Annotated in this window: 10 protein-coding genes and 2 pseudogenes; 4 read left to right on the forward strand and 8 right to left on the reverse strand. The window is 69.9% G+C overall.

Annotated features, from left to right (window positions below; translation table 11 throughout):
* Positions 1-187: pseudogene (locus ACIRJP_RS36950) on the reverse strand (ATP-binding protein); the annotation flags it as partial.
* Between ACIRJP_RS36950 and ACIRJP_RS36955 the strand changes: the two are divergent.
* A pseudogene (locus ACIRJP_RS36955) lies at positions 182-277 on the forward strand (DUF397 domain-containing protein); the annotation flags it as partial. The pseudogenes ACIRJP_RS36950 and ACIRJP_RS36955 sit on opposite strands and share 6 nt — an antisense overlap.
* 37 nt (positions 278-314) lie before the next feature.
* Here the strand turns inward: ACIRJP_RS36955 and ACIRJP_RS36960 are convergent.
* Both ACIRJP_RS36960 and ACIRJP_RS36965 read right to left on the reverse strand, forming a co-directional pair.
* Entirely contained in the window at positions 315-1,064 is a 750-nt protein-coding gene (locus ACIRJP_RS36960; RefSeq protein WP_404184231.1) for an SMI1/KNR4 family protein, read from the reverse strand.
* Between the two features lie 184 nt (positions 1,065-1,248).
* Positions 1,249-2,544 carry an LCP family protein gene (locus tag ACIRJP_RS36965; RefSeq protein ID WP_404184233.1) on the reverse strand — a complete coding sequence of 432 codons (1,296 nt, stop codon included), beginning with the start codon at positions 2,542-2,544 and terminating at the stop codon, positions 1,249-1,251.
* A 119-nt stretch (positions 2,545-2,663) separates the two neighbouring features.
* On the opposite strand from ACIRJP_RS36965, the gene ACIRJP_RS36970 reads away from it, so the two are divergent.
* Positions 2,664-3,212, forward strand: coding sequence for an acyl-CoA thioesterase (locus ACIRJP_RS36970; RefSeq protein ID WP_266732430.1), 549 nt, complete (start codon positions 2,664-2,666; stop codon positions 3,210-3,212).
* 85 nt (positions 3,213-3,297) lie between these two features.
* Here the strand turns inward: ACIRJP_RS36970 and ACIRJP_RS36975 are convergent, their stop codons facing one another.
* Positions 3,298-4,662, reverse strand: a complete 1,365-nt coding sequence (locus tag ACIRJP_RS36975) for an LCP family protein (protein ID WP_404184236.1) — start codon at positions 4,660-4,662, stop codon at positions 3,298-3,300.
* A 277-nt stretch (positions 4,663-4,939) separates the two neighbouring features.
* Between ACIRJP_RS36975 and ACIRJP_RS36980 the strand changes: the two genes are divergently transcribed.
* Positions 4,940-5,953, forward strand: a complete 1,014-nt coding sequence (locus ACIRJP_RS36980; protein ID WP_404184239.1) for a glycosyltransferase family 2 protein — start codon at positions 4,940-4,942, stop codon at positions 5,951-5,953.
* An 85-nt stretch (positions 5,954-6,038) separates the two neighbouring features.
* Here ACIRJP_RS36980 and ACIRJP_RS36985 read toward each other — a convergent pair whose 3' ends face one another.
* From ACIRJP_RS36985 to ACIRJP_RS37000, 4 genes are all read right to left on the reverse strand, one after another.
* Positions 6,039-7,721 carry an LCP family protein gene (locus ACIRJP_RS36985; RefSeq protein WP_404184242.1) on the reverse strand — a complete coding sequence of 561 codons (1,683 nt, stop codon included), beginning with the start codon at positions 7,719-7,721 and terminating at the stop codon, positions 6,039-6,041.
* 49 nt (positions 7,722-7,770) lie between these two features.
* The gene (locus ACIRJP_RS36990) at positions 7,771-9,573 is read right to left on the reverse strand and encodes an LCP family protein (RefSeq protein ID WP_404184245.1); all 1,803 of its coding nucleotides are present in this window, start codon (positions 9,571-9,573) and stop codon (positions 7,771-7,773) included.
* A 223-nt stretch (positions 9,574-9,796) separates the two neighbouring features.
* Positions 9,797-11,029, reverse strand: coding sequence for an LCP family protein (locus tag ACIRJP_RS36995; protein WP_404184248.1), 1,233 nt, complete (start codon positions 11,027-11,029; stop codon positions 9,797-9,799).
* A gap of 181 nt (positions 11,030-11,210) precedes the next feature.
* Positions 11,211-11,963: a TIGR03089 family protein gene (locus ACIRJP_RS37000; RefSeq protein WP_404184251.1), complete on the reverse strand. Its 753-nt coding sequence runs from the start codon at positions 11,961-11,963 to the stop codon at positions 11,211-11,213.
* A 137-nt stretch (positions 11,964-12,100) separates the two neighbouring features.
* Between ACIRJP_RS37000 and ACIRJP_RS37005 the strand changes: the two genes are divergently transcribed.
* Positions 12,101-13,495 carry an N-acetylmuramoyl-L-alanine amidase gene (locus ACIRJP_RS37005; protein WP_404184254.1) on the forward strand — a complete coding sequence of 465 codons (1,395 nt, stop codon included), beginning with the start codon at positions 12,101-12,103 and terminating at the stop codon, positions 13,493-13,495.
* Positions 13,496-13,606 lie beyond the last annotated feature (111 nt).

Genomic DNA, 13,606 nt, shown 5'->3' on the forward strand with positions numbered 1-13,606 from the left:
AGTCCCGGCCGGGTACGCGGCCGTGGACGGCGGCATTGGCGGCCAGCTCGGCGACGATGTGCGCGGCCGGTTCGCAGACGATCCCCCAGTCGCCCGGGTGCGCCGTGGCCAGGAGACGGGCGAGCCTGGCGCCCCGGCGTGTGGGGGAGAGCAACACGGTGAACTGCCGGGCGGGAGCGGAGTTCACGTCCGGGACTCCAAGAACACTCAAGGCCCGCGCCTCGCCTTCGGCCCCGACGCCTGGGCGGGCTTCGTCTCCTACGCGGCCGAGCGCTGACCCCGCCCGGCCGCCGGCCCTGACAGGGCGACCCCTGTCAGTCCTCCTCGGACTCCTCGTCCTCGCCGTCGAAGCGGTCGAAGGCCGCCTCCGTACGGGCGCGGAACATCGCGGTCCCGCGATCGTCACGGAGGATGATCTCGTCGTGCGCGTACCAGCGTGAGCCCGGCTGCTGGCTGATCGGGTACTCCGGGAGCGGCAGGCGCCGGAAAGTGGCGGCGATGTCCTCGGGCAGGCCGGTGTCGTCGTCGTGGGTCACCCATCCCATCAGGTCCTCATCGGCACACAGGGCCTCGGACAGGACCATCTCGACGAACGCGACGCTGACCCGGCTCAGCCACGCGGCCCAGTCATCGGCGGTGGGCCGGACGAGATCGGCGCGGACCACGACGGGCGGGTCGTCCTGGGCGAGGTCCGTGACGGGTATGCCCCAGTAGGCGCAGGACTGGTTCTCGACGCGGAAGACCAGCACGCCGCGGTCCTCGTCCACGTAGAGGTCCTGCGGGGCCAGCAGGGTGTCCTGATTGTCGGTCAGGTCCTTTCGGCGTCCGAGCAGTCGGTAGCCCTCGCGCAGCGCAGAAGGCAGGGGCAGGCCGAGCCGGGCCTGGGCCGCGTCGAGTTCGGCGGGGGTGTAGCCGTCGGTTTCGGTGAGGGGGCTCCGGCTCCAGTCGCGGGCGAAGGAGCGGATGAAGCGATATGCCGCCTGCCTGTCGGGCTGCTCGCCGACGGCCGTGGTGAGTGCGTCGAGGTCGAGCATGAGGTTCGGGGGCTGTGGCTCCTGCGTCATGCGTGCGACTGTAGGCGCCGCCACTGACAAGGTTCCGTGCCCTCCTCCCCACATCCCCCCACCCTCCGGCCTCCGGCCGCGACCTCGGCACATTGGCGCATGGACGGTCACCCTCAGCGAATGAGTGGGCGAGCAGCAACAGGGCCCGGACGGGGTGCCGTCCGGGCCCTGGTGTCAGGCGTCGTCAGTTCTCGGTGACGGTGACCTTCTCGTCGTTCTTCAGCTGCTCCACCAGCTGCTTCACCTTGGCCTTGTCCCAGACCACGTTGCCGTTCCTGAAGCCCGACATCGGCATGTTCATCGACTTGCCGTCGCCGCCCGTGACGTCCTTCATGGCGAAGAACATCTGGCTCAGGGACCAGAGCGACATGTCCTTGTCCACGACCAGGGTGTCCAGGCCCGCCCCCATCGTCGGGTACAGCTTGAACGGGTTGAGGATCGTGGACGGCGTCGCCGTCTGGCTCGCCAGCGCCGCGAGGAACTTCTGCTGGTTCTTCGTACGGGCCAGGTCCGCCTGGGCGAAGGCGTAGCGGGTGCGGACGAAGGCGAGGGACTGCTCGCCGTTCAGAGTCTGCTTGCCCGCCTGGAAGTCGGCGCCGGACTTCTTGTCCTTGAAGGCCTTGGGGATGTCCAGCTCCACGCCGCCGATCGCGTCCACGATCTTGGCGAAGCCGCCGAAGCCGATCTCGCAGTAGTGGTCGATCCGCAGCCCGGTGTTGAACTCGACGGTGCGGACGAGGAGTTCGGGGCCGTCCATGGCGTACGCGGCGTTCAGCTTGGTGAAGCGGCCGCGGCCCGGGTAGAGCTTGCCCGAGTCGGAGCCCTTGAACGAGGGGATCTCGACGTTCGAGTCGCGCGGCAGGGAGATCAGTGTCGGCCCGTTGGATCCGTCGTGCAGGATCATCATCGAGTCGGTGCGGCCTTGGTCTTTCGGGCCGCCGGTGTGGAGCTTCTTCTTGTCCTCGGCCGTCATGCCCTCACGGCTGTCGGACCCGACGATCAGGTAGTTGGTGCCGTCGCCGCCCTCCGGCCGCTCGATGACCTTGGAGAGGTCCACCTCGCGCTTGAGCTTGGAATCGGCCCAGAAGTACGTGCCTATGGAGACCCCGAGGACCACGACCGCCAGGGTCAGCGCGCCTATCTTGATCCGGCGGCGCCAGTCGGGCGCCGGCCGTCCCTGTGTGTAACCGCCGCCGCCCTGATCGCCCCCGTGGCCGTTGCCCCGGCCGCCGGCGTTGCCGCCGCCGTAGACCTGACCGGTGTTGTACCCGCTGTCGTACTGCGGGCCACCGTTGTCGTAGCCGCCCGGCTGCTGGGGGATCGGCCGCTGCCTCGGCGGCGCGGGGCGCTGCTGCGGGGCGGGGCGGCGCTGGACGTGCGGCATCGAGCGGGCGCCCTCCGGCTGCTCACCGCCGCTGCCCCGCCCGTAGCGGTTGCCGCCGCGGTTGTCGTCGGACCATCCCTCGGGCCAATCGTTCATGCGGTCCAGTGTGCAGGCCGGGTACGCCGGTATTACAGGGGGTGCGAGAAATCGCACCAGGGCTGTTGCGAAGCTGATGCATTGCCGCCGGGCGGAAGCCCCCGCATAAGGTGGACGGTATGACAGATCAGGCCCCGCGCCCGGAGGGCGACATTCCGGGCAAGCCGACCGCCGCCTCCCGGACCACCCTCAGCCACATCATGACCGGCAGCGACACCAATCTGCTGGGCACCGTGCACGGTGGCGTGATCATGAAACTGGTCGACGACGCGGCGGGCGCCGTGGCCGGCCGGCATTCCGGCGGCCCCGCCGTGACGGCTTCGATGGACGAGATGGTCTTCCTGGAGCCGGTCCGCGTCGGTGATCTCGTTCACGTCCGCGCCCAGGTGAACTGGACCGGCCGCTCCTCGATGGAGGTCGGCGTCCGGGTCATGGCCGAGCGATGGAACGAATCCACCCCCGCCCAGCAGGTCGGCAGCGCCTATCTGGTGTTCGCCGCGGTCGACGCGGACGGCAAACCGCGCCCCGTACCGCAGGTGATACCGGAGACGGAGCGCGACAAGCGGCGCTACCAGGAGGCGCAGATCCGGCGCACCCACCGCCTCGCCCGCCGCCGGGCGATCCGGGAGCTGCGCGAGAAGCGCGCGGCGGAGGGCATCGAGGACTGAGAGCGCCCGGCAGCAGGCCCCGCGGCGTCGCGGGGCTCCCTGCCGCAGGGCACTTCGAGCCGCCCTGAGCCCGGCGCCCCCACCGTCACGGACAGGCCACCTGGTCGCCCGTCACCGTGCCGAACTCGCCGGCGTCCTTCTCCTCGGCCCGTACCCGCCGCACCGTCTCGAAGTCCGCGCCCGCCGTCACCCGCATCGTGGCCCCCTGCCCCCGCACCGGCCGCAGCTCCGCCCCGGGCAGCGCGGCCGCCAGTGACCTCGCGGACCGGTCCCAGCGCGGGTCGTAGCTGATCAGGGTGCGCTTGAGGGCGTGCAGCTCACCGTTGAGCGGGGCGCGTGTGGTGTCGAAGCCGGTGGCGCGCAGCCCGTCGTCGACCGTCTTGCCGAGGCCGTCCTTCGGCGTCCCGTTGTAGACCTGGACCCGGACCTGCCCGGGGGCGACGTCGACCGGCTGTGCCTTCGGCTCCTGGGGCCGCGCGGGGGCGAGCGGCTTGTCCTCGCGCAGTGCCCGGAAGAGCCTCTTCGACTTGGCCTCGTCCCATCTGACCGTCGAGCCGATGCCCTTCACCGGGTAGGAGGCGTTCCCCACCGGTACGGAGGCGAACTCGGACGAGGCCGGGGAGAAACCGCGCATCGCCTGGGCGAGCTCCAGCAGCTGCTCCGTACCGAACCCCTTGTCGGCCCGGACCGAGCGCAGCGTCGTCGAGGCGACGTCCCGGAACTTCACCGGGTTCAGCAGCACACCGCTGCTGGTCGCCCGCGCGATCAGCGATGCGAGGAACTTCTGCTGGCGCTGCATCCGGCCCAGGTCGGCGGCCCCGTCGATGTGCCGGGAGCGTACGTACTGGAGGGCCTGCCCGCCGTCCAGCTCATGGGTGCCCGCGGCGAGATCGAGACCGGTGTACGAGTCCTTCAGTGGCCGGGTCGTGCAGATCTGCACGCCGCCCAGGGTGTCCACGGTCTTCATGAAGCTGGTGAAGTCGACCTCCAGATAGTGGTCGACCTTGACGCCCGTCATGTGCTCGACGGTCCGCACGGTCAGATTCGGCCCGCCCTCGGCATAGGCCGCGTTCAGCTTCAGCGGGTGCTCGGAGTGCCGCACACCGGTGTTCCGGTCGGTGTGCTCGGGGACCTCGGCGTAGCTGTCGCGGGGCAGCGAGACGATGCTCGCGCGCTTCTTGTCCGCCGACAGATGCACCAGCATGACCGTGTCGGTGCAGTGGCACGGTGCACCGCCCAGCCGGTACTTCTGCTTCTCCTCCGGGGTGATCCGGTCGCGGCCGTCGGTGCCCACGAGCAGCAGGTTCATGCCGGTCCCGGCGCGTGGCCGGTTCTTCATGTCCTTGAACGGATCGATCCGGTCGATCCCGGTCTCCAGATTGGTCACCACCGCGTGGCCGACCCCGCCGGCGCCCAGCACCAGCACGGAGAGACCGGTCACCATCCGCATGCCCCAGCGTGGGCGCTCGTCCTGCTTTCTGGACCTGCGCCGGGGCGGAACCGCACGGGAACGCGAGGGACTGGGGGAGCGGTGGGGTGTGGGCACGGGGGAGACCTCCGCGGTGCGAGGGGACCGTTCGCACAGTAGGTCCATACGATCAAAGGCCCGGTGCGCGACCCGGCGGGGCGCCCCGGTGTCCCCCATTCGCGGTAACGTGGCGGCCGAATAACGCCGCCCGGTGGGGTGCGAACCCCCGGCGCCACCCGAGGACCACCCGAGGACCACCATGCCTGCCGCGCAGTACCCCGCCGTCTCCGTGATCATGCCGGTGCTCGACGAGGAACGTCACCTCAGGAACTCCGTCCGGCACATCCTGGAACAGGAGTACGCGGGTGAGATGGAGGTGGTCATCGCACTGGGCCCCTCCACGGACCGCACCGACGAGATCGCCGCGGAGCTGGTGCGCGAGGACCCCCGGGTCCACACCGTCCCCAATCCCACCGGCCGCACTCCGGCAGCCCTCAACGCCGCGATCAAGGCCTCCCGCCACCCCATAGTGGTGCGGGTCGACGGACACGGCATGCTCTCGCCGAACTACATCGCGACCGCCGTCCGCCTCCTGGAGGAGACCGGCGCGCAGAACGTGGGCGGCATCATGCACGCCGAGGGCGAGAACGCCTGGGAGGACGCCGTCGCCGCGGCCATGACGTCGAAGATCGGCGTCGGCAACGCGGCCTTCCACACCGGGGGCCAGGCCGGCCCGGCGGAGACCGTCTACCTCGGCGTCTTTCGCCGCGAGGCGCTGGAGAAGGCGGACGGCTACAACGTGGAGTTCATCCGGGCCCAGGACTGGGAGCTGAACTTCCGCATCCGCGAGGCGGGCGGCCTGATCTGGTTCTCGCCCGAACTGAAGGTGCAGTACCGGCCGCGCCCCTCCGTGCGGGCGCTGGCCAAGCAGTACAAGGACTACGGCCGCTGGCGCCACGTCGTCGCCCGCTACCACTCCGGCTCGATCAACCTGCGCTACCTGGCGCCGCCCACCGCCGTCTGCGCGATCGCGGTGGGCATCGTGGTCGGCGCGGCCGTCACCCCGTGGGCGTTCGCCGTCCCCGCCGGGTACGTCGCGGCGATCGTCGCCGGGTCCGTACCGGCGGGCAAGGGCCTGTCGCTGAAGGCGCGGGCCCAGATCCCGGTGGCCCTCGCGACCATGCACATGTCGTGGGGGTACGGCTTCCTGACCAGCCCCCGCTCGCTCGCGAAGAAGGTCATCGCCAGCCGCCGGCCGGCCGTCACCGTGTGACACCCGACGAAACCGCGGGGGCCTTCCGATGTGCCGGAAGGCCCCCGCGGTGCGTCGTGCGCGGCGCGCTGTCAGCTGAAGGGCGCTACCAGCCGAAGCCCGGCTGGATGTCCATGCACGCCGTCTCGTCGTCGCCGTTGAGCGCCCGTGCGCTGTCCGGGGTCTTCTCCTCGGCGGAGGGCGCGTGGTAGCCGCCGTCCTCGCGCCAGTCGGCCCCCACGGTCAGCGTGATGCCGGAGACGTCGGTCGACTTCTTCACCGCCGACAGCGGGATGCCGAGCGCCTTGGCGACCGCCTGGGCGTTGCCCTCCATGTCCACGGTGGGGAAGAGGATCCCGGTCCGCTTCGCCGGCTCGGTGTTCTGCGAGTCGATCGTGGTCTGGCTGTAGCCCTTCCCGGCCAGCAGGTCCTTGACCGCAGTCGCCCGGCCCTTGACCGGGTAGTCGACTTCGGTGCGCGTTCCGTTGCGGACGGTCACCGGGGTCTCGGCGGGGGACGCGGTGGGCTTCTTGGCGGCGGCCGGTTTCTTGCGCTTGGCCGCCTTGCCGTCGAGCGGGACGTCGTCGCGGACCATCTGGAAGAGCTGGTCGGCGTCGCCGGGCTTGGGGAGCACCCGCTCCTTGAGCGTGCCCGTCCCGTAGACGTTCGGCATCGTCGTCATGGTGATGCGCTTGGTGGGCACCTTCTTGAGTTCCTCCGCGAGGTCGTAGAGCTTGTTGACCGAGCCGAGGCCGTTGTCGCCCTTGTCGACCGTCAGCGCGTTCGTCGCCGCCTCGGCGAGGTCCATCAGCTTGCCCGGGTCGGTGAGCTTGGTGCCCTTGCGCAGCTCACGGACCATCGAGTTCATGTACATGTGCTGGGCGTGGGTACGGCCGAGGTCGGTGCCGTCCTCGAAGCCGTAGCGGGTGCGCAGCCACTGGAGGGCCTGCTTGCCCTTGATCTTCGTGGTGCCCTTCTCCAGCTTCAGCCCGGAGCCCTTGCCGGTGCTGGTGTGCGAGTAGACGTTGCCCTTGACGCAGACCGGGACGCCGCCGATCGCGTCCGCCATCGAGATCACACCGGAGAAGTCGATCATCATGAAGTGGTCGATGGTGATGCCGGTGAGCTCGTACCAGGTGGCCACCGTGCAACCGGGACCGCCGCGGCCGAGCGTCTCGTTGGTCATCTCCAGACCGGTGGTCGCGGGGTAGACCTTCTTCGTCTCCGGGTCGGTGCACTTCGGGATCTTCAGCATCGTGTCGCGCGGCATGCTGATCACCGACATGTTGCTGCGGTCGGCGGAGAGGTGGAGCAGCATCTGCACATCGGCCAGGGGCGGTGCACCGAAGGTGTCCTTGGCCCCGCCGAGCTTCTGGTTCTCCTTGGAGTCCCGCGCGTCCGAGCCTATGAGCAGGATGTTCATCGGAGTCTGACCGGCGGCGTTGGCCTTGTGATCGGCCATCTTCTTGTCGCCGAGGGTCAGATCGGCCTTCTTGAGATTGCCGTTCAGGTGCTCGATGTAGAGGTAACCGGCGCCGGCGCCGCCGATTATGAGCAGCGCGGTCACCGACGCGACCCAGCGCAGCACCCGGCGTTTGCCCTTCTTGCCGTGCCGCTTCGGGCCACCGCGCCGGTGCCCGCTCTCCGCCGGGGCGGCTGGGCGGCCACCTCCGCCGGAGCCCGGCTCCTCTTCCGGCGCCTCCGTGTGGAGACCGCCGTCCCGGCCGGGTCGACCGGCCTGCCGGACGCGTGGCCGCGTCCCTTCCCCGGGCGTACCGCTCCGTGCCACCAGGACCCCCCTGCTGCTCAGACTCGTTGTTCCGCGCAGTGACCCGGTGTCACTTGGCGCACTCTGCCTTGTCGGCGTTTGCTTGCTGAATGTCGGCCGGCACCTTCGCCGGCCCGGTGATGGGTGTGCCCGCGCCCTTGAAGTCGTCCCCCAGCGTCAGCACCATCGCCTGGAGCCCTTCGGCGTCCGTGGTTCCCTGCTTCATGGCCGAGCCGGGCAGGCCCATCATGGCGGCCAGCGCGCGGGCCTGGTCCGCCTGGTTCGGCGCGTACTCCAGCGTCGTCTTCTCGACCTTCGCCGGGGCGTTCGCCTTGTTCGTGGACTTGAGTACGCCCTGCTCGTTCTGCAGCCAGACCACCGTCGTCTGCGCGGCACCGGGGACCTTGCCGCCGTTGTACACATCGACGCGTACGTCGCCCGCGGCGGCCTTGGATCCCTTGAGGAGCGCGTCCTGCTTGCTCTTCGCGGCCTTCTTCTTCGACTTCACCTCGGTCAGGGAGGTGTCGTCGCGCATCATGGCGAACAGCGCGTCGGCCTTGGGCGGGTTCAGTACGACGGTGACCGGTGTCTTCTCGGCCGGGTTGTCGAGCACCGGCACCGTGGTGAAGGTGATGTTCTTCGTGTTGACCTTGCCGAGCTCCTGGGCCAGCGAGGCCAGCTTCGTCCCCGTGCCGATGCCGGTGTCGACGGTGAGTGCCTTGGTCGCCGCGTCCGCCAGCTTGTAGAGCTTGGTCGGGCTGGTCAGGGTGGAGTCGGACTGCATCTGCCGGATCATCGAGGCGATGAACTGCTGCTGGATCTTGATCCGGTCCAGGTCGCCATGGTTGCCGAAGCTGTGCCGGGTCCGTACGAACGCCAGGGCGTCCTCGCCCTGGATGCGGTGCTCACCGGCCGGCAGGTCCAGGTGCGAGTCCGGGTCCTTGACCGGCTTGGCCAGGCAGACCTCGACCCCGCCGACCGCCGTGGACAGCGCCTTCACCGCGTTGAAGTCGACCATCATGAAGTGGTCGACCTTCAGGCCGGTGATCTTCTTGACCGTGTCCATGGTGCAGCCCGCGTTACGGCCCTCCTGGCCGAGACTCTGGTTGAAGCGGACGTTCGGCGTCCCCGGGATGACCTTGTCCGAGCCGTCCGGCTGCCTGGTCTTGCAGGCCGGGATGTCGGTGATCAGGTCGCGGGGGATGCTCAGCGCCGTCGCGTTGGTGCGGTCCTCGGAGACGTGGAAGAGGATGTTGGTGTCGGCGTGGCCCACGCTGCCCTTGTCGCCGTAGCCCTCGTTGCCCTTGCCGGTGCGCTTGTCGGTGCCGATGATCAGGATGTTGATCGGGGCGTCGTTGTCGAAGACGTTCTTGTTGCCGGCCCCGCCCACGTCGACCGTGTTCAGGTTGCCGTTGAAGTGCTGGTACAGCGCGTAGCCGCCCACCGACAGGCCGACCAGCACGAAGGCCATCGTGCCGCCCGTCCACAGCAGCGCCTTCTTCCGGCGGGCCTTGGGGGCCTTGCGGCTGCGGCGGCCCGCCGGAGAGGAACTCTCCTGGCCGCGCGCGCCGCCCGCCGAACGGCGGCTGCGCTGCCCCGGCACCTCGGGCTTCGAGCCCGTCCCCTGGCCGTCGCGGGCCGGATTCCGGCGCTCGCCGCTGCCCTCGCGGGAAGCGCTTCTGCGTCCGCCACCGCTGTCACGGGCCGACGACCCTCTGCTATTGGGGACACGTGGACCGGAAGTACGGGAAGGCTCTCCCGAATCCCCTCCGGAATGATTCAGTCGCAGTTCGTAATCGCCGGTTTGCGGGTTGAGTACCCACTGGTCTGCGGGGTCGATTCCGTCCGCCCGCCCACGGCTTTGCGCATCCACGGTTGCTTGAGTCCTCCGTCGGTGCCACGCGAGGCGCCTCCCCCGATCAGGCGCTCGATCTTTCGCTCCAGAAGTGCGCGGCCAGGAGGCCGGCAGCACCGGATCGCGTCACACTATCGGCCCAGTTCGTCGTCGAGCGACGTGCGTGACAAATTCCACGGTCCTTACAACTGGTCATACTGCTCATTACACGCCGATCACCGGCTTCTGTTTGGGAATTGCTTTACTGCTTGCACAGGTCCGCCGCCGCGTTGTTGCCCGAATAAGTCGGTGTGGGAGTGGGGCCGGAAGCATCCGGGGTATCGGCCGCGGCATTGTTTTTCCCGTTGTTCTTCTCGTCGTCATGCTTGAGCCGGTCCGCCGGGACCACGGCGACCGGATCGTCGTCGCGCAGTCGCTTGAAGAGCCGGTTGGCGTCGGGCTGTACGAGTTCGTCCCGGTTCCGGTTGGCGGCGTACGGCTGCCGGGGCACCGTCAGGAACTGCACCTTGTCGGTCGGTACGTCGCGCATGCCGCGTACCAGTTCGTACAGGTCCTTGAGGCTGTCCAGCCCGGGATCGGTCGTCAGCGCCTTGGTGGCCGCGTCCAGCACCGGGTAGAGGCGGGTCGGGTTGAGCAGGACGCCGTCGCTCTGCACCTTGTTCACCAGCGCGCCCAGGAACTGCTGCTGGCGATCCATCCGTTCGGTGTCACTGCCGTTGCCGATCGACTTCCGGGCCCGTACGTACCCCAGCGCCTGCTCGCCGTGGAGCGTCTGGCGCCCGGCGGGGAGCTTCAGATGGGCGTCGGGGTCGTCGACCGGCTTCTTCAGGCAGACCTCGACCCCGTCCACGGCGTCCACCATGTCCTTGAAGCCGTTGAAGTCGACGACCATGTGGTGGTCGATCCGGACACCGGTCATCTTTTCGACCGTACGGATCGTGCAGGCGGTGCCACCGAACTCGAAGGCCCAGTTGAACTGGGCGAATTGCTTCTTCGTGGCCGTGCCGTCCGCCCGGTGGCAGACCGGGATCCACACCATCAGGTCGCGCGGCAGGGACATCGCGGTGGCGCTCTTCCGGTCCGCCGAGAGGTGCAGCAGGATCGTGGTGTCCGAGCGTTGGCTGCCGCCGTCGTCACGGCCGTACTTGCGGTTGTCACCGGCCCGGCTGTCCGAACCGATGAGCAGGATGTTCTCCGCGTCGCGCACCACGGAGGCGGGCCGCTCCCGCTCGTACGCCTTGAGCTCGGCGGCCACGGAGGTGTCGGTCCTGATGTTGCCGTCGAGCTTCCTGTACAGCCACCAGCCGACGCCCGCCGCGACCAGGACGACGAACGAGGCGCCGAGCGCGGTCCAGCGCAGCCAGTGGTGCCGGAGACCGGCCGCGGAGGCGCCGGATCCGTTCCCGGACCGCGATCCGGTCCCGCCCGCCGCCGAGTCGTCGGAGTCGTCCGGCGGGCCGGCGCTTTCGCTCACGTCTGCGTCCATCCTTCACGGTCGGCGGCGCGTCGGGCCGCCGGTCGCAGAAGTAGACGGCTGAACCTCACGCTTGGTTGTGTCTCCGGTGGTCAGTACCGCCGATCATGTACCGGAGTTGACGCGAAGCCCCGAGGACTCGGCCCGGCTTGAGCCGGACGAGTGGTCCTCAGGGTGCCTGTCATACCGCGCTGTTGGTGACCCGTTCGCTCTCGACGCGCTTCGCCAGTCCCTCTTCGCCCAGCTGGTCCAGGTGCCGGCACAGGACCACGGAGCCCCCGGTGGCCAGCGGGGCGAACAGCCCCGCGGCCAGCCCCTCCCAGGTGTCGTACGAACGCCCCGTGAGCAGCCGCGATCCGGTGGTCAGGCCGAGTGCGTCCGCGTCCTCGCGGGCCCGCGCCACCAACTGCGCCGACGTCAGCTCGACGCCGGCCACCGCCAGCGCGGGGGCGTCCGGGTCCACGGGGGCGAACGGCGCGAACCGGTCGCCCTGGCTCGGCACCTCCACCGCGTAGTCCGCGAAACCCTCGGGCGTCCGCGGGAACCTGCCGCCCAGCGGACGCAGCGCCAGGGCGACCCGCTCGCCGCGGCAGGCCCGAGCGGCCTCCAGCGTGTCCGGGCCGCTGACCACGAGGTCGGCGCCGGCCGGGTCGCCCTGCACATCGGCGATCACGCCGACCGAGGAACAGGCGAGCAGCCAGACCGCGGACTGCCAGTGCGCGGGCAGCAGCAGTGCCAGCCGGTCGCCGGGCTCCGCGGCGAGATCGCCCTGGAGGAGATTGGCGGTCTTGGCCACCCAATTGGCGAAGGTGGCCACCGACAGTTCGACGCGTTCTCCGGTGGCGTCGTCGTAGAAAGTGACCAAGGGGCGGGCCGGGTCCGAGGCGAGCGCGGAACGCAGCAGGTCGGCAGGGGTTCGGTCGGTGGCGTTCATCCGCGCAAGATTACGCGGCGACGGCCGGCCCGGCGGGACGGAGCAGCGGCTGCTGCACCGGATCGGCAGACGGACCGTCAATTGCGCGGATCCGTCCAGGTGGCCGTAGTTGCCGGTGTATGCCCAGGATTATTCGTATGCGTGCCTTCATTGCATCCTCGATCGGTGTCACCTGTGCGGCCGTACTCGTTCTGCCGCTGGCCGTGCCCGCGGGCGCCGCCCCCGACACCAGCACCGTCCCCGCCGAGTCTGCCGAGCCCGTCGACGTGCCGGGCTCGACGCAGTCCCTGCCGATGCGGACCTTGCCGGCGCCGCCCGACCGGTCCACCGGCGAACCCACCCGCGCGGCCGCCCCCGAACAGGGGCTGCCCGAGCGCGAGGTCCACCCCTTCTCCATGGTCGGCGTCGTCTGGGACGACGCCGACGCCGAACTCCACGGCACCGTCCAGGTCCGCACCCGCGCGACCGGCACCGGCGAGTGGTCCGACTGGCAGGACCTGGAGACGCACAACGCCGAGCACTCCGCCGACCCCGGTACCGCCGAGCGCGATTCCGAGGCCGTACGGGGCTCCACCGCCCCGCTCTGGGTCGGCGAATCGGACGCCGTCGCGGTCCGGGTACGCCCCGAGGCCCCGGACCCGCAGGACCGGACCGGCTCCGCCGTACCGCTGCCCGGCGGGCTGCGTCTCGAACTCGTCGACCCCGGCGAGGACCCGCAGCAATCCCCCGCGACCGGCGACGGGACCGAGCCGGGCACCCAGGCAGAGCCGGACACCGGCACAGCCGTCGCACCGGGCGCCCAGGGCGACGCCGCGGCGGACGGACGCACCGCACCCCTCTCCCCGAGCGTGCTCCCCGCCCTGAACAAGGCTCAGTCCGAGGCGCAGGGCGAGGCACAGGCCGGCCTCGCGTCCGGCACCCGGCCGTACATCGGCCCCCGTCCGACCATCGTCACCCGCAAGGGCTGGGGCGCCGACGAGAAGCTCAGGGAGAGCAAGTTCGTCTACACGAGCACGGTCAAGGCCGCCTTCATCCACCACAGCGCCACGGGCAACAACTACAAGTGCTCCCAGGCGCCCTCGGTCCTGCGCGGCATCTACCGCTACCACGTCAAGAGCAGCGGCTGGCGCGACCTCGGCTACAACTTCGCCGTCGACAAGTGCGGAAACATCTACGAAGGACGGGCGGGCGGCGTCACCAGGGCCGTCCTGGGAGCGCACACGCTCGGCTTCAACGCCAACAGCATGGGCATCGCGGTGCTCGGCACCTTCGGCAACTCCAACCCGCCCGCCGCCGCGGTGAACGCAGTCGCGAAGCTCACCGCCTGGAAGCTCGGGCTGTTCGGCGCCGACCCGCGCGGCAAGGCCACCCTCGTCTCGGGCGGCGGGAACAAGTACAAGAAGGGCAAGAAGGTCAAACTCAACGTCATCTCCGGCCACCGGGACGGCTTCGCAACCGATTGCCCCGGAGCGCGTCTCTACAAGAAACTCGGTTCGGCCCGGACCAGCTCCGCCAAGCTCCAGGGCCGCTGACGGAACGGGAAGCTGCTGTGGACCGCGGCGGGCCGCTGACCGGGGACGACCGAACCTGTCTGCATACACTGGCCAGCCGAAACCAGGCCAGGCCCCAGCAGGAAGCAGAGT

It is taken from the genome of Streptomyces sp. NPDC102437 (assembly GCF_044765565.1).
GTDB lineage: Bacteria > Actinomycetota > Actinomycetes > Streptomycetales > Streptomycetaceae > Streptomyces.

Bases quoted from the DNA above. Each gene is read 5' to 3' on its own strand.
- ACIRJP_RS36965 (WP_404184233.1), bottom strand. From the start codon at position 2,544: ATGAACGATTGGCCCGAGGGATGGTCCGACGACAACCGCGGCGGCAAC.
- ACIRJP_RS37000 (WP_404184251.1), bottom strand. From the start codon at position 11,963: ATGAACGCCACCGACCGAACCCCTGCCGACCTGCTGCGTTCCGCGCTC.
- ACIRJP_RS36960 (WP_404184231.1), bottom strand. From the start codon at position 1,064: ATGACGCAGGAGCCACAGCCCCCGAACCTCATGCTCGACCTCGACGCA.
- ACIRJP_RS37005 (WP_404184254.1), top strand. From the start codon at position 12,101: ATGCGTGCCTTCATTGCATCCTCGATCGGTGTCACCTGTGCGGCCGTA.
- ACIRJP_RS36975 (WP_404184236.1), bottom strand. From the start codon at position 4,662: ATGCGGATGGTGACCGGTCTCTCCGTGCTGGTGCTGGGCGCCGGCGGG.
- ACIRJP_RS36980 (WP_404184239.1), top strand. From the start codon at position 4,940: ATGCCTGCCGCGCAGTACCCCGCCGTCTCCGTGATCATGCCGGTGCTC.
- ACIRJP_RS36970 (WP_266732430.1), top strand. From the start codon at position 2,664: ATGACAGATCAGGCCCCGCGCCCGGAGGGCGACATTCCGGGCAAGCCG.